We start from the raw sequence: 21,705 nt of genomic DNA, 5'->3' as shown, positions 1-21,705 counted from the left end.
ACGAGATTTTTTAGCAAAGCCTACTTCTAATACTAATGATTTTGCTAAAAGAACGATTATTTTTGAATTTCAACCAGCTAACAGCCAAAGGTGACTTATGGACAATGCCCTAGTACAACCCATGAATGAACAATTTAAAAAGCCATTACCTGGCACTGATTTATACTATTTTGATACCCGTGAAGCGATTGAGAACATTGAAGCTGGCGCGTATGACAAGCTACCGTTCTGCTCAAAAGTATTGTGTGAAAACTTGGTTCGCCGTTGCCCACCAGAAGAGTTAACCGATGCACTTAAGCAGCATATCGAAGGTAAGCAAGACCTAGATTTTCCATGGTACCCTGCTCGCGTCGTTTGTCATGATATTTTAGGTCAGACCGCTTTTGTTGATTTGGCAGGTCTACGTGATGCCATCGCCGAGCAAGGCGGTGACCCATCAAAAGTGAACCCTATCGTACCAACACAATTGATTGTTGATCATTCGCTTGCGGTCGAGCATGCAGGCTTTGAAGAAAACGCTTTTGAGAAGAACCGTGCTATCGAAGAGCGCCGTAACGATGACCGTTTCCACTTTATCAACTGGTGCCAGTATGCCTTTGATAACGTGAACGTCGTACCACCTGGTAACGGCATCATGCACCAAATTAACTTAGAAAAAATGTCGCCAGTCGTCCAAGTCGTCCAAAATAAAGCGGGTGAAGAAGTTGCGTTTGCTGATACTTTGGTCGGTACTGATAGTCATACACCCATGGTTGATGCGTTAGGTGTCATCTCAATCGGTGTTGGCGGGCTTGAAGCCGAAAGTGTGATGTTGGGCAACCCATCTTACATGCGCCTGCCTGATTATGTTGGCGTCAAGTTAACAGGAAAATTACAAAAAGGCATTACTGGTACGGATTTAGTGCTTGCTATGACTGAGTTCTTACGTGATGCAGGTGTGGTATCTACCTATATTGAATTCTTCGGTGAAGGTGCTCGCCAACTAAGTGTTGGTGACCGTGCGTCTATCTCTAATATGACTCCTGAATATGGCGCGACTGCTGCGATGTTCTATATCGATGAGCAAACCATCGACTATTTACGCCTAACGGGTCGTAGTGAAGATCAAATCAAACTGGTTGAGCAGTACGCTAAGCAGACAGGTCTATGGGCAGATGGTATGGAAAATGCCGTTTACGACCGTGTGCTTGAATTTGACTTGTCAGCAGTCGTACGTAATATGGCAGGCCCTTCACGTCCGCATGCTCGTGTTTCAACCACGGATTTGGTTGCTAAAGGTATTGCTCACGGTGAGGGTGACAAACTTCCTGAACCAGAAGATGGCTTGATGCCAGATGGTGCAGTAATTATTGCTGCGATTACCAGCTGTACCAATACCTCTAACCCTCGCAACATGGTTGCTGCTGGCCTTGTCGCCCGTAATGCTAATGCTAAAGGCCTACTACGCAAACCTTGGGTAAAATCATCATTAGCTCCAGGCTCAAAAACGGTAAAAATGTACCTAGAAGAAGCTGGACTCATGCCTGATTTACAGAAAATTGGCTTTGATGTGGTAGGCTTCGCTTGTACGACATGTAATGGCATGAGTGGCGCGCTTGACCCTGAGATCGAAAAAGAAATCATCGACCGCGACCTATTCAGTACAGCAGTACTATCTGGTAACCGTAACTTTGACGGTCGTATCCACCCATACGCCAAACAAGCCTTCTTAGCGTCTCCACCACTGGTTATCGCTTATGCCATCGCGGGTAACATTCGCTTTGATATCGAAAAGGATTCGTTAGGTAAGGATCAAAACGGTAACGACGTTTATCTAAAAGACATCTGGTTTGATGACGAAGAAGTCGATGCCATCGTTGCCAAAGCTGTAAAGCCTGAGCAATTCAACGCTGTGTATATCCCGATGTTTGATGAAGCCAAAAAAGACACCGGTAAAGCGTTAAGCCCATTATATAACTGGCGTGAGATGACTACTTATATCCGTCGTCCGCCGTATTGGGAAGGCAAAATGGCCAAGAAAAACGCCTTAACTGGTTTGCGCCCACTTGCTGTATTGGGTGATAACATTACCACCGACCATATGTCACCGTCTAATGCGATTTTGGGTGACTCAGCTGCTGGTGAGTACCTTGATACGATGGGTTTACCTGCAGAAGACTACAACTCTTATGCAACGCATCGCGGTGACCATTTGACTGCCCAACGTGCTACTTTTGCCAACCCTAAACTACTGAATGAAATGGTACGTGACGATGATGGTGAAATTATCCAAGGCTCATACGCCAGAGTTGAACCACAAGGTCAAGTTATGCGTATGTGGGAAGCGATTGAGACTTATATGAATCGTGAACAGCCACTTATCATCATCGCTGGTGATGGTTACGGTCAAGGCTCAAGCCGTGATTGGGCTGCTAAAGGTGTCCGTTTGGCTGGCGTGGAAGCCGTAGTCGCTGAAGACTTTGAACGTATCCATCGTCAAAACTTAGTGGGTATGGGCGCGCTACCTTTACAGTTCGAAGAAGGTACGACTCGCCATACGCTAAAAATCGATGGTTCAGAGACCTTTGATGTGACTGGCGAAGTATCTGCTGGCGGTTTAATGACCTTGGTTATTAATCGTGCCGACGGCAGCAAAACTGAAACCCCTATCATTTGCCGTTTGGATACGGCTGATGAGGTGAAGATGTATAACGCAGGCGGTATGTTACAGCGCTTCGCGAAAGAGTTTATCGATGGCACGTTAGATATTGCGTAAGCGTTATGACTTTTAAGTAATTAAAGAACCGATGTTGTATAGACTGTCTATATGGCATCGGTTTTTTAATATTTGGGTATGAAAATAATGACACTAGCACTATATAATAATCAGAGCACTAATTTAACATCACGATAAAAATTCTCATGTGTGCCAATCATTAATAAAGTGAGAACAAGCTGACCATCGTCAATCTGATAGGCCAATAATGTTAACTGTTTTAGCATTTTAAACTTATAGACACGTACGGATGATAAGTCACCCACCTTCTGCACGCCCAAATTAGGATTATCATTGATGGCACGTACAGCATCATCTAGGTCGGCTTTCTGATTTTTATGTAATTTCTTAACTGCTTTTTTAAAACTATGTGATTGAATAACACTTAAAGACTGAGTCATTATTTGTCCAAAATAAACTATCCAAATTCGTAAGGTTCAACCATACCAGCATCGACTTCTGCTTGTGCAATCAACAGCTGACGAACAAATTCATAGGATAGGTCAGGATTATCTTCCATAATTTGTCCTATGGTTGCCCAATGTTCTATTTGCTTTGGCGGGGTACGATGTTGTGCTTTTGAGATCGCATAGGCTTTATCAACTAATACTTTATTAAGACGTATGCTTGCGGTAGACATAATTTTCTCCATATTCAAAATATTAACCCTTGTGGTATTTTACCACAAAAATAGTATATTAACGACCCTCACTCTAATAAGCCGATATAAGGAATAAACAATGACCCAATCAAAAACAAAATTCGCCCCACAACACTCCGTCCCTGCTACCTATATGCGCGGCGGCACTTCAAAAGGCACCTTCTTTAAACTATCCGACTTACCTGAGCGCTGCCAAGTTGCTGGCGCGTCGCGAGATAATTTCCTATTGCGTGTCATCGGTAGCCCTGATCCCTATGGTAAGCAAATCGACGGTTTAGGTAATGGTAGCTCTAGCACGTCAAAGACGGTGATTTTGTCTAAGGCTAAGCAAGCAGACCATGATGTTAATTATCTCTTTGGACAGGTTAATATTGCCAAACCTATGATTGATTGGGCAGGTAACTGCGGTAATTTAACTGCCGCAGTTGGTGCTTGTGCGATTAATATGGGACTGGTAGATGCGAATAAAGTAGCGGAAAGTGCCAAAAACGGTACTGGCATCTGCGAAGTGCGTATTTGGCAAGAGAATATCGGTAAAACCATTATCGCTCATGTACCTGTATACAAAGATGAGAATGGCAAAGTGCAAGTACAAGAAACGGGCAATTTTGAATTAGACGGTGTCACCTTCCCAGCCGCCGAAGTCAAAATTGAATTTATCGACCCAGTCGACTCTTCTAGTGATATGTTCCCTACTGGCAATCTAGTCGACGACTTTGATGTGTCTGGTTGTGGTTTAGAAACTGATAGCGTTAAAGCCACTTTTATTAGCGCCGGTATCCCAACCATATTTATGAAAGCAAAAGATTTGGGCTTTACTGGTACTGAGCTGCAGGGCGATATCAATAGCGATAGCGAAACCTTAGCTAAGCTTGAGAAAATCCGTGCCGAAGGCGGTGTTGCGATGGGCTTATTTAAAGATGTTTCTGAGGCGCAGGCAAGTCAGCATATTCCTAAAATTGCTTGGGTTAGCACTGCACAAAGTTATACCGCGTCCAGTGGTAAAGAAGTTAACGCAGCAGATATTGATTTAGTCGTACGAGCAATGAGTATGGGGCAACTACATCATGCGATGATGGGCACAGCAGCAGTTGCTATTGCCGCCGCAGCGACCACGCAAGGTACACTCGTTAACCAAGCAGCGAGCGCTGGCCAATCTGAAAAACAGTTAGGTGAAGTGCGTTTTGGGCATCCTTCTGGCACATTGTTAGTTGGCGGTAAAACTGAACAAGTCGATGGACGCTGGCAAGCCAAAAAAGTCTCAATGAGTCGTTCTGCTCGTCGTATTATGGTTGGTGAAGTTTTTGTACCAAGTGATAGTTTTTAGTTAACAGATTTTGGGATGCTGATTAAAGTCTTTATAATAGCTATCGATTTATAAGGTATATAAAAACCAATACGAATAAACGAAACCCTTTAACCGTAGGGATTTAACTCAAATCAGATAGCACCTTCATGTTATGAGTACTCCTCCACGCCGCGTACAATTAGATAAAAAGCCTCCGGTTGAAAAAAGAGAACGGAGAGCTTTGCTATGGGATATTCTTAAAAAGCTGGCGGTATTTGCTAAGCCTTATCGAATATTAATCATTGCTACGCTGGTGTTGACGGTGCTTGGCTCTTTTACCGCGCAGGTCAATGCGTTTGTACTGCGCTATACTGTCGATACCTTGACTGAAATCGCCACCCTTGCCGAGCCTTGGGAAGCTGGTCTGCGCATGATTGGTATCATTAGTGTCGTTTTACTGACTAAAGAGATACTGTCGATATTTATCTCTTTTGGCCAGCGCTTCTTTGGCGAAAAGATTCGTATCAATCTATCACGCGATTTGTCCCAGCGTATCATTGAGCGCATTCTGACCTATCGTATGGCGTTTTATACCAGTAGTGAAAACGATAGTGGTAAACTGCAAACCCGTATTGATTACGGTGTCAGCAGTCTCACAAGTTTAGTGCAAAACTTCTTCATCGACATGCTGCCCTTGTTTGCCAGCGCCATCGTCTCACTCATTATCATGTTTTCGACCAACTTTTGGATTGGTTTGGTCGGACTTATTATCATACCCATTTACTTTTTTATCAGTCAAAAGCAAGCGCGGCGCTTACAAGGATTCCGTAGGCAGATGCGCGGCTTTAGAGAAGCCAAGAGCGGGCTTGTCATTTCATTAATTAATTCGATCAGCGTGGTCAAATCTTTTGTGCGTGAATCTATTGAGGCTGAGAAGCACTTAAAGATTCAAAAGGAGATGACCGACAATCAGCTTAGAATTCGTAGCATTGGTTTTATTTATGATGCAATTAAGACCTTTATTGAACAGATTGGGGTGGTGGTTATCATCCTGCTCACTGCCTATTTTGTCTTGAATGGTCAGATGACCATCGGTATGATTTTATTCCATGTGATGCTATTTCAAAACGTTGCTGCCCCTATTCGCCAGTTACATCGCATTTATAACCAAATTAATAATGCGCTGACTTATGCCGAAGGATTTTTCGAAATCTTAGAAGATGATGAGCAAGTCGAAAACGTCAATGGGATGAGCAGTAAAAATTTAAAAGGTCATATCGAGCTCAAAAATGTCGATTTTACTTATCCTAATGGCACGCAGGCGCTAAAAGATGTCAGCTTCACCATTAAACCCAATCGCATTACTGCGCTAGTTGGTTTAAGCGGTGCAGGTAAAAGCACCATTATTAATTTATTGGTGAAATTTTATGAGCCAGATGCTGGCACGATATACTTGGATGGTCATAATTTAGCCGATTGTGATACCCATGAATTACGCCAGCGCATCGGTTTGGTGTTACAAAGCAATCATATTTTTTCAGGTACTATCAGTGAAAATATTCGTTATGGCAATATGGACGCGACCGATGAGGATATTATTGTCGCTGCTAAAAAAGCCTCTATCCATGAGCAAGTTATAAAGCTGGCTCACGGTTATGAGAGTACGGCAAAGTCACTATCCGGTGGTCAGCAGCAGCGTATCGCACTGGCAAGGATGTTTCTAAAAGATCCGCCAATTGTATTTTTAGACGAACCAACGGCCAGTCTGGATGCGATTGCCAGTCAACAAGTCAAAAAGAGCTTAGACCTGATTAAAAGAGATCGCACAGTGATTATGGTCTCGCACAATATTGCCCAAATTATCGATGCCGATGATTTAGTGGTCATAGAAAATGGTCAAGTGGTTGAGACGGGCACACATGAAGAGCTGTATGAGAAACGCGGTAAGTACTTTGAGATATTTAGTGCCATGTCTGATAGCTTGAACTTGGACAAAATTAGTCAAACACTAAAGGGTTAAGTATATATAATAGTGTATTATTTTTAGTTATATCTCTCTTAAATATATAAATTTTAAACGAAATATTTGATTAGTTACCTAGCGTTGATGACTACCATATCTAAAATACTGGCTCATTTACTACCTTTACCCTTACTTTTTAATTGGGATCAAAATGTTAACTAACTCAGCAAATGCATTAAAGCTTCAACAAAAGACTATGACGATGTGTGTCGCTATTCCACAAATTATGGCCTCTAGAATTTGGCTGCTTGCCACCTCTCCTATGAATGCTAAATTGCAACAGAAAGAGATATTCACTATGGTTGAAGAAAAACAAAAAGCTTTTGTATATTCTATTAGTAACATAAATTCGCAAATTATGTCATCACAAACAACCTTAGTAAATAAGTGGATAAGCAACTGTCAAAGCTTTATGTTAGGACATCACAATGCTTTTAATAACTTTGATAATGATATCGATGAAGAAGCCATTAAAATTATGGATAAAGGTATTAGTCCTTATGCCACCACTGTAAAAGTAAATCAAAAGCGTCTAAATCATTAAGAACCATTAACTATGACCTGTCAATTTTCTATAAAAACCTTTGATGAGCTAACTTCAGTAGATCTTTATCATATTCTAAAAGCGCGCTCGCAGGTATTCGTCGTCGAGCAAAACTGCGCTTATCAAGATATGGATGAGGTGGATTTTGACTGCCTACATCTTGTCGCGCATAAAGATGAAGCACTGGTTGGTTACTGTCGCATTATTGCACCTGAATCTAGTACCTCAGCTACTAATACTCTGCCAATGCCTAGAATCGGCAGAGTATTAGTATTACCGAAGTATAGAGGTGAGGGCTTGGCGCGCCAAATCATGACGCATGCCATTAAGCACTGCCGTAAAAAACACGGTAAAAAACCCATTGCAATCTCAGCACAGACCTATTTACTCAACTTCTATGAATCTTTAGGGTTCGTGCGTGCAAGTGAGTTTTATCTTACAGACGGTCTCGAACATGTTGATATGGTTTTGCCGATTATTAAAAAATCTAAAGCAAAGAACCTGAAGCTAGGTGGCCCAGAAGGGTCAGGTTTTGCGACCAAACTTTTGAGTTTTTTACTGTTGATATTGAGCCTTATGTTCATTGCAGGCTTAATATATTTGATGACTTAGATATATTTATATGATAAGTCGTATGTTATTAACCTCACAATAAAACCTTAGATTACAAGGGCTCAAACTACAAAGTTCTTTTACACTATGTCACTGTTGTTACCTATTGAGTATGCTACTTTTGAGTCATGACTATGATCGTGAAAACGGTGGTCGTGGTAAACGGTCAATGGTCAAAAAAGTAGCTAACTTAAGGAAGAGGTAACGACTATGTCTAATGTAGAAAGCAATGTCCGTCCAGAATATGACGACGAGATTCAAAAAATCGCCGATTATGTTCTCAACTACTCTATTGATGATGACTCCCCAAATAGCGCTGATGCTTGGAATACCGCACGCTACTGTCTGATGGATACGCTTGGTTGTGGTTTACTTGCACTGCGCTTCCCTGAATGTACCAAACACCTAGGACCCGATTGCGCTGATCAGATTACGCCTAATGGCGCGCGCGTCCCCGGTACTTCCCATCGATTAGACCCTATTAAAGCCGCTTTTGATATTGGCTGTATGGTGCGCTGGCTTGATTATAATGATACGTGGCTTGCTGCCGAATGGGGGCATCCCTCAGACAACTTGGGCGGTATCTTGGCAGTAGCAGACTATATCAGTCAGCAACACGTCAGCCAAGGTCGCGCAGCACTTACCATCAGAGATGTGCTTGAATCTATGATTATGGCGCATGAGATTCAGGGTGTAATAGCACTTGAGAACTCATTTAACCGCGTTGGGCTGGATCATGTGTTTTTAGTCAAATTAGCATCAACAGCTGTCGTCGCCAAATTATATGACCTACCACGCGAGCGTATTATGGCTGCTATTTCACAAGCACTTGTTGATGGCCAAGCGTTACGCACCTATCGCCATGCACCCAATGCTGGTAGCCGTAAATCATGGGCGGCAGGTGACGCAACCAGCCGTGCTGTACGCTTGGTAGATATCACGCGTCGTGGCGAGATGGGAATACCTGGCGCGTTAACTGCCCCGCAATGGGGGTTTTATGATGTGCTATTTAGCCATACCAATAAAGACCTAGCACTCAAACCTGAAGATGAGCGTCGTTTTACCTTTCAGCGTGACTTTGGTACTTATGTGATGGAAAATATTTTATTTAAGATAAGTTTCCCTGCTGAATTCCATGCACAAACTGCCTGTGAGGCCGCAGTCATTCTGCATCCACGCATCGAAGATAGAATCGATGATATTGAGAAAATCGTTCTCACCACGCATGACTCGGCGATTCGGATTATCTCAAAAGAGGGTGCGCTTGCCAATCCTGCCGATCGTGACCACTGCTTACAGTATATGGTTGCCGTCCCTCTATTAACTGGCGATCTCATGGCAGAAAACTATGAAGACGACTATCATGAGCAACATCTATCAATTGATGAGCTACGAAGTAAGATGGTGGTAGAAGAGGACGCGCGCTACTCAGCAGACTATCATGACCCAAGCAAGCGCTCTATTGCCAATGCGATTCAAATCTTCTTTAAAGATGGCACCAGTACCGACAAAGTCGCTGTTGAATATCCTATTGGTCACAAGCGACGCCGTGAAGAAGGCATTCCTGTGTTAGAAGCGAAGTTTCGATCCAGTCTGGCTACCCGCTTTATCGAGAGTCGTTGTGACGAAATCATTGAGCTGTGTGATGACCAAGCTCAATTAGAGCAAACACCTGTCAATGAGTTTATGGACTTATTTGTCATTAATTAGACGATGATTAATTGAGTTTTTATGGATTAGACTTCTATAACCCAAAAGGGTGTGTCATTGATTGAATCATGACACACCCTTTTTTTATTTTAATAATTTACTTTTTCAAGTTCTACTTTACCACGGGATTGACTCCCCTGCCCAGTCGACAAAACTACCAGATTGGGCAGCAGTCATGTTTGACAGCACCTCCAATAGACATTCTGCACTATAGGCTGGCGAGAATAGTTGACCATCAGCGACATTACCCTGAAATGGTGCAGACAGTTGCGTGTTGACCGTTCCCGGCTGCATGACCACTATACACACGTCTTTTAATGAGCGTCCCCATTCTATGCTTAGGTTTTTCATACCCATATTTAGCGCAGCCTTACTCATTCTATAGCTATGCCAGCCGCCCAGCTGATTGTCACTAATGCTGCCCACACGCGCTGATATAGTCGCGAATATTGCAGGTTTATCAGCACTGCGTTCCGCTTTAGCAAGTAGCGGCCTAATATGCTTGGCTATCAGTAAGCCTGCTAACGCATTGATTTGCATATTTTGTAAGAAAAATTCCGTTTCAACTTGCCGAAGTGCCTTCTCTGGCTGTGATTTTTCAGTATGTAGCAGCCCCACACAGTTAATAACCCAATCAAGATGCGTGCTCTGCTGCTTGATATCGTCGGCAGCTTGTTTAATACTGTTCTCATCGCTGACATCCATTTGCAACCAATGCAGATTATCCGCTTCAAAGTCAGGAATACTTCTATGGTAAGTGGCAAAGACTTTAATGCGAGTGCTGTCATTATCTTTGCTACCTTGCTCATTAGCAGTCGCTTGTACTAGCTGTCTGACCATCGCTTGACCAATGCCCCCAGTCCCGCCAATGATAAGATAGGTTTTATTGTCCATATAGCACCTTCCTTTGCAATTTCATTATTCTTCTTTAACTTCATTTAGTATGAACGCTATTGTTATCTTTAACATAGCATAGTGTATGGCAGATAATTAGAGACAATTTATGAAGAAAGACAATAAAAACTCGATTTTATACAACGTTTAACAGGCCTAATAGTATTGATAGTAGTGAAAAATAGATACGGGGTAACGTCTGATAGCCGTATGAGGTTATCCCGCGCAGCATGATAGCTCTTTAATATCCTTGCTAAAAGTTTGTGCACATAGCTTTAAACCTTCGACCATCGTTAAATATGGAAATAGCTGTCCTGCGAGGTCATCTACTGTCATATTGTTACGAATAGTGAGTGCAGCGCTTTGAATTAACTCCCCACCTTCATGAGCGAGTATTTGTGCGCCAAGGATTTTACCTGTTGGTTTGTCAGCGACCAGTTTGATAAATCCATCTGTTTCAAAATTAACTAATGCTCTAGGCACATTTTCCATATCTAACACTCGACTAATCACTTCAAATCCTGCGTTTACCGCCTGAGTTTCAGTTAATCCAACTGTTGCGACTTGTGGATCTGTAAAGATAACCGCAGGCATCGTGGATAAATCTAGCCTTGCATCACCACCCATTATATTGACACCTGCCTTAGTACCTGCTGCAGCTGCTACATAAACATATTGAGGCATGTTAGAGCAATCACCTACAGCATAAATATGAGCTGTTAATGTTTCCATTTTATCATTGACTATAACAGCTCCATTTTTTTGTATCGCAACACCTACGTTCTCTAATCCGAGCTGAGCTGTATTTGCGTGACGACCAGTAGCAATAAGTAACCTATCAGCGCTTAAAACGCCTTCATTTGTATCTAATGAAAAGGATTTTCCATCGTAGCTGACGCTGCTTGCTTGAGTGTTATTTAATACTTGAATACCCTCTCTTTCAAAACACTCTGTTAATCTCTCGCCTAATAAAGGCTCTTCTGCATACAATAACGTATGGCGTGCCAATATAGTCACACTACACCCTAAACGATGATAGGCTTGGGCAATTTCCAGGGCAATAACCGATGAGCCGATTACCAGTAAGCTCTCTGGCAATTCTTCAGCAAATAAAGCTTCTGTAGATGTCCAATACGGGGTGTCTGCTAAACCATTAATTGGTGGGATAGTCGGTGTAGCACCCGTTGCAATTAAAATACGGTCTGCGCGAAGTTCTTTTTCTGAACCATCAGGCTTTTTTATAAGCAACGTATTTTCATTTTCGAAGCGTGCGTAACCTTTTAATAAGGTTATTGCTGGATTTGACTCTAAAATACTAATGTACTTGGTATCACGTAATTCATCGACAAGTGCAGTCTGTTGTTGAGCGATTAGAGAACGGTTTACTTGAGGGTGACTGTTTTTTAGTCTTTTAAATGGATTATCTCGTTGCTGATGCGCTAATTGTGCAGCACGAATAAGTATTTTTGATGGTACGCAACCTGTATTTACACAAGATCCACCAACCACTTTAGCACCTTCAATCATGGTTACTCTTGCTCCAAGCTCTGCCATTTTAATAGCACTAGCAAAAGCACCTGAGCCACTGCCAACGATAGCTATATGCATGGCTACCTTTATATCAGTAACATCTGATGTGTAAACTTAATCATTAATCATTAATCATTTTTCATCCTTTTTTTTATCATCATTACAGAGGTTTTTATCTGTTGAATTTTTTTTATACAGTGCGTAAATGGTAAGTACGACAAAAAATGCTAGCGCTGGCAATAAAACAATGTCCAAATATCCTGTTAAAGAAGCAAGACCTACAGCACCTAATAAAATGACAAGAATAGGAGTAAAACAGCACAAAGCGACGATTATGGTGCTTATAATTCCAAATCGGAATAACAATGTATCTTTATCCATAGTTAAAATTCATCTTCTTAATGTAGACGGATAACCCGCATTGGTTGTTGCTTTCATTAAGGTTTCTGCGTTGGTTTTGGTGTCATCATATATAATCACAGCCGATTTAGTTCTATAAGTGACTTCGGCTTTTTTAACACCATCGACCTTCTTTAGTGAATGTGTGACTGTTATCGGGCATGTCACACAGTTCGTTGTTGGTACGTCAAGCTTAACTGTCATCAGAAGGTTTGATTGTTTCTGCTCCATATAAATACCTCGTTAAGTTATGACACAAGTGTATTCTATGTACCTAGGTACGGAGTCAATAGATTCTTTGGTAAATTAATAAAATATATTGTTGACCGTGTTTAGTATGGGTTTGATGAGATGAGTTTTATTCAGAACAACATTGATTTGCTACGGTTGTAAAGAGTCAATGATAGGACAACAAGTATCATCTTTGTTATTTTGGCATCGGTCTATATGCTCTAAGAGCGCCTTTTCTAAAAGAAGTAAATCAGCTTGTTTGGTTTGAACAGCCATTAGCTTTCTTTTTGCTAGCTCTTCGACTTGTCTACAAGGGCTATCATTAAGTGAAAGTAGACTCTCTATTTCTCTCAATGTGAATCCTAATTCTTGAGAACGTCTAATAAAACGAATCCTATTTACCGTCTCTATTGGATACTGCCTATAACCTTGCATAGGTTTAATAGGTTGTTTGATTAGTCCTTTACGCTCATAAAAACGAACGGTTTCTATATTGAGTCCGATTTCTTTTGCTAGTTTGCTGATGGTTCTAGACATTATTTCTCCTTACTAAAAAGCAGCACAACGTTAAATGCGTTTTTCTAATTAAATGAACATACTACCAAGAAATAAGTGATAAATATTTGATAAGTATAATTAATTTTTTATAAATAGTTCTATTGTCTGTAACTATTCCATCGGTATCTCAAAGTAAAAATACTATTTATTTTTGCCTAGATAAGCATGGATAACCACAAATAATAATCTTGCCAAATGCGCTACAATACGCTTGAATCACTATTCATTTAAATGACCTAATATTTGTTTTACTGACACGGATATCATCCCATCATGCTATCACCCCAAGATCAATTAACTGAGCTGGTACGTACGCTTGAGACTCAGCAGCATGTCTTCACAACTGATCCTTTATTGGTGACTGAAAAACTACAGGTAGAAGACGGTAAGCCGATTCAAAAGCTACATCGTCGAGCTTCGCGTATCGACAGCAATGGCAATCTTGCACGGGTGTTAGGGAAAATTGACGGCCGTATCAAAGGCATCATGATAGTCATGAGTGTCGTGTGGTGCGTGTCAGGATTTTTGGGCTTGTTTACTTTATTGCAGACCAATGTTGTTAATTTCTTCTATGTGTTGGTTTGTCTGCTGGGTTTTCATACACTTATGCTCGGTGGCTGGCTGGTGATGACGCTGATTAATCAAGGTCGCCAGTCTCCCAGTTGGTTTGCAAACTTTGTTAGTCCTAGTTATCTGATACGCGGTAAGGACGATGTCACCAAGGCGGCAGTGGAATTGTACGAGCGTCAATTGCAGCATAGCGGGATGCGCTGGTATCTAGGTCGGTTTAGTCATCAATTGTGGCTGGCAACGTTGACAGGAATGATGTTTGCGATCATTTTTCTATTGATTGTACGTCAGTATAGTTTTAGCTGGGAGTCGACGTTATTATCAGATCAGGCGCTGATTAGCTTGACCCAAGTGCTTGGCTGGCTACCAAGTATGGTTGGTTTTGATGTGCCGGACAATGCTGCTATTGTGCAGAGCCGACTCGTAACAGATGCTATGCCATTATCTGTCGCGCGGCAATGGGCAAGCTTGTTAATTGGTAGCCTAATTATGTATGGTATCGTCCCGCGTGCGATCGCTTGGGCATTTTGTGCACTAATGTTTCGCCGCAAAAAAATGCGCTTGGATATCAAACTCCCCTATTATCAAAAGATTATTAACTTTTGGCAGCGTCAAGTAGTAGATGCCGATGACTTCAATGAAGCGCCAGCACCGGTAGCACCAAAGGCGAGCGTTAGTGCTGGCAAAAAGCTGGTTGCACTACTTGAGTATCCATCAGAGCAGGATCATTGGTGGCAAGTAGGTCTTAACGATACGAATAGTGATAGTGAGGTTGAAAATTTCGGTATCGTTGATGACCGTGATGATATGGATCGCCTAACGACTTATTTAGATAAAAATCCAGTACAAGTATTGCTAGGTATTCATAGCCAGGCATTGCCAGATCGTGGCACATTGCGCAAGCTTGATCGCATTGCTACTCATGCAAAACACGGCCTCATCGTTCAACTATTAAATAATGACAGAACGCATAGCGCTGATATTAATGATATCTCAACATCTGTAGCGGCTACTGATCCAAAATCTCCTCAGGCTATCCGTTATCAACAATGGCAAACGGCATTAGCTGCACGTAATATTGGCTTGGTAGAGAATCATTCATAGTGGTTCATTATGAGGAGCTATTGATATAAATTTTCTTTGCTTACTGTGCCTGCGTAGACAGATGCTGCAAAAAATCCATACCAGCAGCCCTATCCTATATCATTTTTATATAAGATCGACTGCAGATGACGCATGCGTTCATAAGCAATGCTGCTTTTATAAGGCGTCAAGCTTATATTAAAGAGTCAAGGATGACCACAATGGTAGATGTGCGGTAGGATGTTATGGCAATGACAGATAATAGTAGTAATGGTCTAATAAGTTTAGGCAAGTATGGACAGACTTTAGATGATTACAAAGAGACGCTCAATCAGAGTATCTTAGCCATCGCGCCTGAGTCTTGGCAGCCCATGCTGGCGAGTATCTTACCTGCACATTGGCAAGAGTGGCTATTGCCGCTGGCAGGTGGACCGTTTTTCCTATTGTTTTTGGCAGAATGGTTTTATCAATCTAAGCGTGGGCGTGGTTCTGCCTTTGGTTGGCGTCGCGCCATGACTAACTTTAGCTTAGGTGGCTCTTATTTAGGCTTTGAGCTGATTATTCAAGCGCTTGTCGTGTTGCCTATTTGCTTGTGGTTATATCAATATCGCCTGTTTACGATTGAAGTCACATGGCTAACGGCCATTCCTATTTTTATCGCGGTTGAGTTCTGCTATTACTGGTTTCATCGTAGCTCACATCGTGTCAACTGGTTTTGGTCAGCGCATGTGGTACATCACTCCGACGATCAAATGAACTTATCAACGGCTATGCGCCAAAGTTTATTGTACTCAATCACAGGCTGGTGGTTGTTCTTTGTCCCGCTGATGCTGCTTGGCGTCCATCCGGTTTGGGTTTTCTTCTTCTACGCGCTTGATCTGATTTATCAATTCTTTATTCATACTGAAACGGTTGGCAAATTCCCTAGGTGGGTTGAATATATTTTTGATACTCCATCCAACCACCGTGCGCATCATGGTACCAATGGCGACTATATCGACCAAAACTATGGTGGCGTTATTATACTTTTTGATCGTTGGTTTGGCACTTACGTAGAAGAAGATACGGTTAATAACCCAGTGAAATATGGCGCAGTAGGTGAAGCCAGTCACGATAATATTATCAGCCTAATATTTGGCGTATTTTATCGTATGTGGCAACGCTTCTTCCGTACCAAAGGATTAAAGAACAAGCTTAAAGTATTGTTTCGTCCACCTAGTGCCGTTTAAAAATGACTGATTAGCAATAACATCGCTTATATAGACCCTATAAGGGCGTTTGGTTACAATGGCTTATAGATGAGGATGTATCTGCATGAAAAAGAGTGATTTTTTCATAGAGTATTTGCCAAATCGACAGTCAAGAGGAGGTTGGACATGAAAGATAATAGAAAAGTAACGCTAGAAGATTATCGAGGAATGATAAAAGATGGTGATATATCGGTGCACCTTACTCAAGATCAAAAAGCGATGATCTTAAAAACTTATGATTACGGATTAAATGAGCTAACTGAGATTGACGAGATGTTATTAAGTGCTGTTATCCGACAACTGAAAGCCGCAATCGACCAATAACATTCAATATAAGACCCTATCATGAATAATAACAATAATAATTCTGACAGTCAGCCGAAGAGCCTATTTGCGGACAAGGCTTATGATGCATCCAATTCGTCTACCAAACCTATTGAGGGTACGCCACCTATTGATATCAGTAAAGAACAGAGTATGAGTAATACCGATCAACCTACTACGGATAGCAGTCTAACCAATTCATCGATTTTGTTAACGTCACCAACTGAAGACGCTACCAAAACAACCAGTAAAACCACAATTGCTAGTGACGAACCATTAAAATTGGCAGTCGTTGGTCATACCAATACGGGTAAGACTTCAATACTGCGTACCTTGCTACGTGATGTCTATTTTGGTGAAGTCAAAAATGAGGCTGCAACTACTCGTCATGTTGAGCGTGCGCAATTAACGGATAACCAAACGGGCGAAGTGCTGGTCACCTTGTACGATACTCCGGGTTTGGAAGATGCGTCTGGCCTGATGGATTGGCTGGAGGATAATACTGCCAGTCGCCGTGATGGTATTGAGCGTTTACAACAATTTTTGGCAACAGACAATGCGCAGGGTGGTGACACTTTAGGTAGCAGTGAGGATTATAGCCAAGAAGCTAAAGTTATCCGCCAGCTGCTGGCGAGTGATATGGCCATTTATGTGGTCGATGCGCGTGAGCCTGTGCTCGGTAAGTATAAAGACGAATTAACCATTTTGTCGTGGGCAGCAATTCCGGTTATGCCCGTATTTAACTTCACTGATAGTCAGGATGCCAATATCGATGAATGGCAAACCATGCTGGCGCGCCGTAATTTGCATATATCCACCCGTTTTGATTCTGTCGCTTTTGAATTTGCCGATGAAATGCGACTTTGGCAGAATTTAGCCACTATGCTTACTCATGCTGAAATGCTTGAGCAATTGATGCAGCGCCGGACTGAAAACTGGGCACGTCTGTACGATGAGGCGAATATCATCATTGCGGATTTTTTATTAAATGTCGCCGCCTTCGTCCAAGAAATTAATGAAGATGATGACCCGATGCCTGTGTTGCAGCAGATGCAAGAAGCCGTTCGCCAAAGCGAGCGTAGCATGCAGCATAAATTGTTAAATCTTTATAAGTTTTATGATAATGCTGTGGCAGCGACTCCGCTTGAGTTGCAAGCTTACCAACAAGACCCATTTGATCCTGAACTGCTCAAAAGTTATGGTATTCGTACGACTTCTGGTGCGGCAGCTGGCGCGTTATTAGGACTGGGCATTGATGCGGCTGCGTTAGGTACGACTTTAGGATTGGGGGCCGCGATAGGTGGTATCGCAGGTGGGCTGTTATCTAATACGGGTAGTATCGCGGACAAGTTATCCGGTGTGAAGCGTTTGTATATCGACCCCGCTACCCTAACCCTCCTTGCTACCCGTGCTATGGACTTACTAGTTGCCGTGCGTCATCGTGGTCACGCTGCAACTGATGCGACGCAGCTCCTGTACGCAAAAGAGCAAATCACGACTGATGACAATGTTGAACTTAGTGATGATGAAAGCAACCCGATTACCCCTTGGCCTACCCATAAACTGCCAAGTGAGCTAAAAAAAGCCCGTGGCAAGCCGCAATGGTCGTCACTCAGTAGTGGTAAGTCTGAGCAGGCGGAAAGCTTACGTATTGATGCGGCATGGTCACTTTCAAGTAAATTGCAGGCGCATAATCTTGACCGTGGTTAACGGTTTTAATTGATGACTCTCTCTAGAGCGTAGGGTGCGTTCTAATCACCTATCAAATTATGAGGGTGCATTGTGGAATGCACCCTACGAAAGTCCATACTAAGTTGAGAGTCAGATTTAACTCAATAACTTACTCAAAGCTTCACTACCGCGTACGTCTGTCTGCTGTAAATAAAGGGGATAAATTGGATAGTCTGTAAAATTACTTTCTATCTCTTTCATCAACCCTTGTTGTCTGTCTGCACGTTTGCGCCAAAACTCATCGGTTTGCGTAGGCGTTATCAGCTGATTGACCACGATTGCCGCTGGCGTGAGTTTGGTTTCCTCTAATTGCTGGATGGCGCGCTTAGTTTCAGCCAATGGCAATACATCAGCAGTCATTACCAATACAATGGCCGTTTGCTTGCGGTCATGGAGTAACAACCCTGCCTCACGAAACAGCTGCTTGCGTTTCTCTAGTACAGATACTGCCTGTTCCCATCGATCCGGTTTTTGTTTGGCAAATGGATTCGAGACGTCGTTTTTATCATTGTCTTTATAATTGTTGTTATCTAAATCCAAGCTCGTTGCTGCCGTGCGTAACTTAGACTGCCGCCGCTGCTGGGCTAATAATCCATCTGTCCACGCTCCCATCATCTCTGGCAATACTAATAAACGCAAGGTATGTCCCGTTGGAGCGGTATCAAAGATTATATGCTCATAACCAGCATCCGCTGCCGCCACCAAATGCTGGCACATTGACTCGAGCATGGCGGCCTCTTGTGCTCCGGGCGCAGACTTTGACAGACGTAGATGCTCACGAATCTTGGGCATCATGTCAGGATTGGCATAACCTTTGATGGTACGCTCGACCTGTGCAAAATGGTTATCAACGATAATATCCGGATTGAGCTCAAGCGCATCAAGGTAAGGGGTAATTGCTGTCTTCTCATTACTGAGCGCTACATTTAATACATCACCCAAACTATGCGCTGGATCAGTGGAGATAATGAGTGTCTTTTTTTGCTGAGTAGCATAATGGCTGGCTAGTGCGGCCGCTGCCGTCGTTTTACCAACACCGCCTTTACCGCCAACAAATATAATCGGTTGGGTAGCTAACTGGGTGACCAATGCACTTAAAGGTTGTAGGGCCATAATCCTTTCTCATTTCCTGTTTGTATGTTTTTTCTTATAGTTATTATTTATAGTTACTTCTAACAATCTAATTAGTCACCCAACTAGCAACAGCCAACATGGTCAAAGGGGCATTTTTCCATACCCATTCGTGTATGCCATTCATGGAAATTCTCCAAAAACAGTGGTTGTAACTCAAGTGTATAAAAGCTGGCTGGGTTATCAATGCCGAGGCTCTCCGCGAACATCATTAGCATAAATAAATCTTCTTCATCGCGTGCGGCGCGTGCCATCGTTTGCCGATATGGCGCATGGTAAAACTCATTAAGACCTGTTAGGAATCTTCGCCATAAAGGCTGGTCGTTTTTTATGTCGTCCATACTCTTGCCTTAATTTTAAGAACTTACCTATTAGATAATATCATTAAGTGGTGGGTTACGCTGCGCTAACCACACCCTACAATATCTCACAACATAAAAACGCCAGCAATTGCTAGCGTTTTGTTCTGCTCAAATATTTCAGATTTAATTAAGTCTCATTTTTACCTTTATGCTGCGACCATTCACGCCGCAGTACCGAAAAGCTCTCAAAAGTAACCAAAATCGTTGCAATCATGATGACGATATCCATAATAATGAGCAACCAATTGCCATCGGTATAGAAAGTTTTAAGCTGGATTAACAATGCAAAAACCGTCATGACTAATAAGAACGACAAAGGCGCTAAGGTATACCAAACCGGTTTGCCTTTACGTAATAAGATAACGGTTACGATCATGAGTGTTAATGCCGCCATCAACTGGTTAGTAGTACCAAATAGTGGCCAAATAATCATGCCGCCTTCACCGCCAATACCGCCCGCACCAAATGCCAATAATAGACAGGATCCGACTGCTAGCAAGGTAGCGACCACGCTTTTACTTAAAATTGGAAGGTTATAGAACTCACCAAACTCTTGGAAGATGTAACGTTGCAAACGAACGCCAGTATCCATTGTTGTCCCAGCAAATAGTGCTGCCATTACCGTAAGCATCGTCTGTGACAATACCATATCAATACCGACACCGGCATTGAGTATCGCCGCGCCGCCATCAATGAATGCTCCAACCGAACCGTCACCAAATTTTTGATAAACTGCCTGCCAATCACCAAGGGTCGCAAAACCTGCGGTGGCAGCAAGGATGGCGCCTAATGCCAACATCCCCTCGCCAAGTGCACCAAAGTAACCAACAAAACGTACGTCTTCTTCTTTGTCAATTTGCTTAGAAGTTGTGCCTGTCGCGACCAAGCCATGGAATCCTGAAATAGCACCACAAGCAATAGTCACAAACAATAATGGCATAATTGACGGTGTGCCTATCGGTAAGTCGGTATTGATTGCAGGCGCGACAATGTTAGGCGTTGAGATAAAGATAGCGGCGTACAATAGAATCAAACCGACGAATAGCTGCAACCCATTAATATAGTCACGTGGTTGCAATAGCATCCATACTGGTAGTAGCGAAGCAATTGCGGCATAGGTGAATAGAATAATAATCCAGACAGCATTATCTGGCAGTCCAAAAATAGTCTCAGGTAATACGACTGGGAACATAGGACCAAGATAGATCAGTCCGTATAAAGCCGTTACTCCAATAATTGACACCCAAGCCAAGCTCATATTATAGCGATAAATACATTGACCAATAATAAAGGCGACAATCAATGCTCCCCATACTGGCAAGACAGCTGATGGCGTTTTGATAAGCATATTCGCAATAGCGACACCAAATACAGCGTTGACCATTAGTAATAATAAAAATATAACGACCATCATCAGACTGCGTACGCGTGTACCCATGACCGTACCAGCGATAGAGCCGATAGATTGACCACGATTACGCATACTCGCCCATATAGCTGACATATCATGAACACCAGCCATAAATATCGTTCCGAATACCACCCAAAGCACAGCTGGTACCCAGCCCCAAATGACTGCAATGGCCGGACCAATAATTGGCGCAGCACCTGCTACAGAGGTGAAATGATGTCCCCATAACACATATTTATTGGTAGGTACATAATCTATCCCATCTTTCATCGTATGGGCTGGCGTGGGACGACTATTATCTAACGCCAAGATCTTGGTCGCGATAAATTTTGAATAAAACAAATATCCGCAAAGCATTGCGGCAATCCCAAATAATAATACAATAGCGCTATTCATCTTATCTCTCCTTAGATAAGGCGAGGATGGTGAAATTTACACCTCCTCTTGTCCTTTTTTCATTCCATTGTTGCCTTAGTGAGCTAGTTAATGCTGGCAGGAAGTAATTATTATGTTTTTCGTTAAGACTGTATTAAATAAAGACGGCTTTGACGTAAAACATAAAGAAATATTGAATGTTAAAATATGGATATAACGCATTAAGTTTAATCCATCCGACATAAAATGTAACGTCTAATGTC

At 42.4% G+C, this 21,705-nt stretch carries 20 protein-coding genes; 10 read left to right on the top strand and 10 right to left on the bottom strand.

Annotation, left to right across the window (positions count from 1 at the left end; all coding sequences use genetic code 11):
* Positions 1–121 precede the first annotated feature (121 nt).
* Complete coding sequence (acnD, locus tag AAEY87_RS06275) at positions 122–2,755, top strand: Fe/S-dependent 2-methylisocitrate dehydratase AcnD (RefSeq protein WP_350656454.1); 2,634 nt, start codon at positions 122–124, stop codon at positions 2,753–2,755.
* A 110-nt stretch (positions 2,756–2,865) separates the two neighbouring features.
* On the opposite strand, the gene AAEY87_RS06270 is transcribed toward acnD, so the two are convergent.
* Both AAEY87_RS06270 and AAEY87_RS06265 read right to left on the bottom strand, forming a co-directional pair.
* Entirely contained in the window at positions 2,866–3,156 is a 291-nt protein-coding gene (locus tag AAEY87_RS06270; protein ID WP_350656401.1) for a type II toxin-antitoxin system RelE/ParE family toxin, read from the bottom strand.
* A gap of 17 nt (positions 3,157–3,173) precedes the next feature.
* Positions 3,174–3,395, bottom strand: coding sequence for a TA system antitoxin ParD family protein (locus AAEY87_RS06265; RefSeq protein WP_068035855.1), 222 nt, complete (start codon positions 3,393–3,395; stop codon positions 3,174–3,176).
* A 100-nt stretch (positions 3,396–3,495) separates the two neighbouring features.
* Between AAEY87_RS06265 and prpF the strand changes: the two genes are divergently transcribed.
* The 5 genes from prpF (at position 3,496) to AAEY87_RS06240 (ending at position 9,593) form a co-directional block, all read left to right on the top strand.
* Complete coding sequence (gene prpF, locus AAEY87_RS06260; RefSeq protein ID WP_350656400.1) at positions 3,496–4,743, top strand: 2-methylaconitate cis-trans isomerase PrpF; 1,248 nt, start codon at positions 3,496–3,498, stop codon at positions 4,741–4,743.
* Positions 4,744–4,876: 133 nt separating this feature from the next.
* The gene (locus AAEY87_RS06255; RefSeq protein ID WP_350656399.1) at positions 4,877–6,724 is read left to right on the top strand and encodes an ABC transporter ATP-binding protein; all 1,848 of its coding nucleotides are present in this window, start codon (positions 4,877–4,879) and stop codon (positions 6,722–6,724) included.
* 154 nt (positions 6,725–6,878) lie between these two features.
* Positions 6,879–7,271, top strand: a complete 393-nt coding sequence (locus AAEY87_RS06250; protein WP_350656398.1) for a hypothetical protein — start codon at positions 6,879–6,881, stop codon at positions 7,269–7,271.
* A gap of 12 nt (positions 7,272–7,283) precedes the next feature.
* Positions 7,284–7,883, top strand: coding sequence for a GNAT family N-acetyltransferase (locus tag AAEY87_RS06245; protein WP_350656397.1), 600 nt, complete (start codon positions 7,284–7,286; stop codon positions 7,881–7,883).
* A gap of 210 nt (positions 7,884–8,093) precedes the next feature.
* A complete protein-coding gene (locus tag AAEY87_RS06240; protein ID WP_350656396.1) occupies positions 8,094–9,593 on the top strand; it encodes a bifunctional 2-methylcitrate dehydratase/aconitate hydratase in 1,500 nt (499 codons plus the stop codon).
* 117 nt (positions 9,594–9,710) lie between these two features.
* On the opposite strand, the gene AAEY87_RS06235 is transcribed toward AAEY87_RS06240, so the two are convergent.
* The 5 genes from AAEY87_RS06235 to merR all read right to left on the bottom strand — a co-directional run bounded on the left by AAEY87_RS06235 (position 9,711) and on the right by merR (position 13,184).
* On the bottom strand, positions 9,711–10,487 hold the full coding sequence (locus tag AAEY87_RS06235) for an SDR family oxidoreductase (RefSeq protein WP_350656395.1): 777 nt from the start codon (positions 10,485–10,487) through the stop codon (positions 9,711–9,713).
* A gap of 216 nt (positions 10,488–10,703) precedes the next feature.
* The gene (gene merA / locus AAEY87_RS06230) at positions 10,704–12,107 is read right to left on the bottom strand and encodes a mercury(II) reductase (protein WP_350656453.1); all 1,404 of its coding nucleotides are present in this window, start codon (positions 12,105–12,107) and stop codon (positions 10,704–10,706) included.
* A gap of 42 nt (positions 12,108–12,149) precedes the next feature.
* Positions 12,150–12,398 (bottom strand): mercury resistance system transport protein MerF, encoded by a 249-nt coding sequence (gene merF, locus AAEY87_RS06225; protein WP_350656394.1) that lies wholly within the window; start codon positions 12,396–12,398, stop codon positions 12,150–12,152.
* 9 nt (positions 12,399–12,407) lie between these two features.
* Positions 12,408–12,647 (bottom strand): mercury resistance system periplasmic binding protein MerP, encoded by a 240-nt coding sequence (gene merP / locus AAEY87_RS06220; protein ID WP_350656393.1) that lies wholly within the window; start codon positions 12,645–12,647, stop codon positions 12,408–12,410.
* A gap of 150 nt (positions 12,648–12,797) precedes the next feature.
* Positions 12,798–13,184 carry a mercury resistance transcriptional regulator MerR gene (gene merR / locus AAEY87_RS06215; RefSeq protein ID WP_350656392.1) on the bottom strand — a complete coding sequence of 129 codons (387 nt, stop codon included), beginning with the start codon at positions 13,182–13,184 and terminating at the stop codon, positions 12,798–12,800.
* 294 nt (positions 13,185–13,478) lie between these two features.
* On the opposite strand from merR, the gene AAEY87_RS06210 reads away from it, so the two are divergent.
* The 4 genes from AAEY87_RS06210 to AAEY87_RS06195 all read left to right on the top strand — a co-directional run bounded on the left by AAEY87_RS06210 (position 13,479) and on the right by AAEY87_RS06195 (position 18,142).
* Positions 13,479–14,879, top strand: coding sequence for a DUF2868 domain-containing protein (locus AAEY87_RS06210; protein ID WP_350656391.1), 1,401 nt, complete (start codon positions 13,479–13,481; stop codon positions 14,877–14,879).
* A gap of 224 nt (positions 14,880–15,103) precedes the next feature.
* On the top strand, positions 15,104–16,087 hold the full coding sequence (locus AAEY87_RS06205; RefSeq protein ID WP_350656390.1) for a sterol desaturase family protein: 984 nt from the start codon (positions 15,104–15,106) through the stop codon (positions 16,085–16,087).
* A 147-nt stretch (positions 16,088–16,234) separates the two neighbouring features.
* Complete coding sequence (locus AAEY87_RS06200; RefSeq protein ID WP_350656389.1) at positions 16,235–16,432, top strand: hypothetical protein; 198 nt, start codon at positions 16,235–16,237, stop codon at positions 16,430–16,432.
* Positions 16,433–16,453: 21 nt separating this feature from the next.
* Positions 16,454–18,142, top strand: a complete 1,689-nt coding sequence (locus tag AAEY87_RS06195; protein ID WP_350656388.1) for a GTPase/DUF3482 domain-containing protein — start codon at positions 16,454–16,456, stop codon at positions 18,140–18,142.
* Between the two features lie 117 nt (positions 18,143–18,259).
* On the opposite strand, the gene AAEY87_RS06190 is transcribed toward AAEY87_RS06195, so the two are convergent.
* The 3 genes from AAEY87_RS06190 to AAEY87_RS06180 all read right to left on the bottom strand — a co-directional run bounded on the left by AAEY87_RS06190 (position 18,260) and on the right by AAEY87_RS06180 (position 21,463).
* Complete coding sequence (locus tag AAEY87_RS06190; RefSeq protein ID WP_350656386.1) at positions 18,260–19,276, bottom strand: ArsA family ATPase; 1,017 nt, start codon at positions 19,274–19,276, stop codon at positions 18,260–18,262.
* A gap of 83 nt (positions 19,277–19,359) precedes the next feature.
* Positions 19,360–19,635 (bottom strand): cory-CC-star protein, encoded by a 276-nt coding sequence (locus AAEY87_RS06185; protein WP_350656384.1) that lies wholly within the window; start codon positions 19,633–19,635, stop codon positions 19,360–19,362.
* Positions 19,636–19,783: 148 nt separating this feature from the next.
* Positions 19,784–21,463, bottom strand: a complete 1,680-nt coding sequence (locus AAEY87_RS06180) for a carbon starvation CstA family protein (RefSeq protein ID WP_068327770.1) — start codon at positions 21,461–21,463, stop codon at positions 19,784–19,786.
* Positions 21,464–21,705 lie beyond the last annotated feature (242 nt).

This window comes from Psychrobacter sp. S1-30-MNA-CIBAN-0213, assembly GCF_040309845.1.
In the GTDB taxonomy this organism is placed as follows: domain Bacteria; phylum Pseudomonadota; class Gammaproteobacteria; order Pseudomonadales; family Moraxellaceae; genus Psychrobacter.
The sequence above is the reverse complement of the archived record's forward strand: the minus strand, read 5'-3'. Positions and strand labels throughout refer to the sequence as shown.

Bases quoted from the DNA above. Each gene is read 5' to 3' on its own strand.
- AAEY87_RS06195 (WP_350656388.1), top strand. From the start codon at position 16,454: ATGAATAATAACAATAATAATTCTGACAGTCAGCCGAAGAGCCTATTT.
- AAEY87_RS06245 (WP_350656397.1), top strand. From the start codon at position 7,284: ATGACCTGTCAATTTTCTATAAAAACCTTTGATGAGCTAACTTCAGTA.
- AAEY87_RS06255 (WP_350656399.1), top strand. From the start codon at position 4,877: ATGAGTACTCCTCCACGCCGCGTACAATTAGATAAAAAGCCTCCGGTT.
- prpF (WP_350656400.1), top strand. From the start codon at position 3,496: ATGACCCAATCAAAAACAAAATTCGCCCCACAACACTCCGTCCCTGCT.
- AAEY87_RS06180 (WP_068327770.1), bottom strand. From the start codon at position 21,463: ATGAATAGCGCTATTGTATTATTATTTGGGATTGCCGCAATGCTTTGC.
- AAEY87_RS06200 (WP_350656389.1), top strand. From the start codon at position 16,235: ATGAAAGATAATAGAAAAGTAACGCTAGAAGATTATCGAGGAATGATA.
- AAEY87_RS06190 (WP_350656386.1), bottom strand. From the start codon at position 19,276: ATGGCCCTACAACCTTTAAGTGCATTGGTCACCCAGTTAGCTACCCAA.
- AAEY87_RS06250 (WP_350656398.1), top strand. From the start codon at position 6,879: ATGTTAACTAACTCAGCAAATGCATTAAAGCTTCAACAAAAGACTATG.
- merF (WP_350656394.1), bottom strand. From the start codon at position 12,398: ATGGATAAAGATACATTGTTATTCCGATTTGGAATTATAAGCACCATA.
- AAEY87_RS06205 (WP_350656390.1), top strand. From the start codon at position 15,104: ATGGCAATGACAGATAATAGTAGTAATGGTCTAATAAGTTTAGGCAAG.
- merP (WP_350656393.1), bottom strand. From the start codon at position 12,647: ATGGAGCAGAAACAATCAAACCTTCTGATGACAGTTAAGCTTGACGTA.
- AAEY87_RS06265 (WP_068035855.1), bottom strand. From the start codon at position 3,395: ATGTCTACCGCAAGCATACGTCTTAATAAAGTATTAGTTGATAAAGCC.
- AAEY87_RS06240 (WP_350656396.1), top strand. From the start codon at position 8,094: ATGTCTAATGTAGAAAGCAATGTCCGTCCAGAATATGACGACGAGATT.
- AAEY87_RS06210 (WP_350656391.1), top strand. From the start codon at position 13,479: ATGCTATCACCCCAAGATCAATTAACTGAGCTGGTACGTACGCTTGAG.
- acnD (WP_350656454.1), top strand. From the start codon at position 122: ATGAATGAACAATTTAAAAAGCCATTACCTGGCACTGATTTATACTAT.
- AAEY87_RS06270 (WP_350656401.1), bottom strand. From the start codon at position 3,156: ATGACTCAGTCTTTAAGTGTTATTCAATCACATAGTTTTAAAAAAGCA.
- AAEY87_RS06235 (WP_350656395.1), bottom strand. From the start codon at position 10,487: ATGGACAATAAAACCTATCTTATCATTGGCGGGACTGGGGGCATTGGT.
- merR (WP_350656392.1), bottom strand. From the start codon at position 13,184: ATGTCTAGAACCATCAGCAAACTAGCAAAAGAAATCGGACTCAATATA.
- AAEY87_RS06185 (WP_350656384.1), bottom strand. From the start codon at position 19,635: ATGGACGACATAAAAAACGACCAGCCTTTATGGCGAAGATTCCTAACA.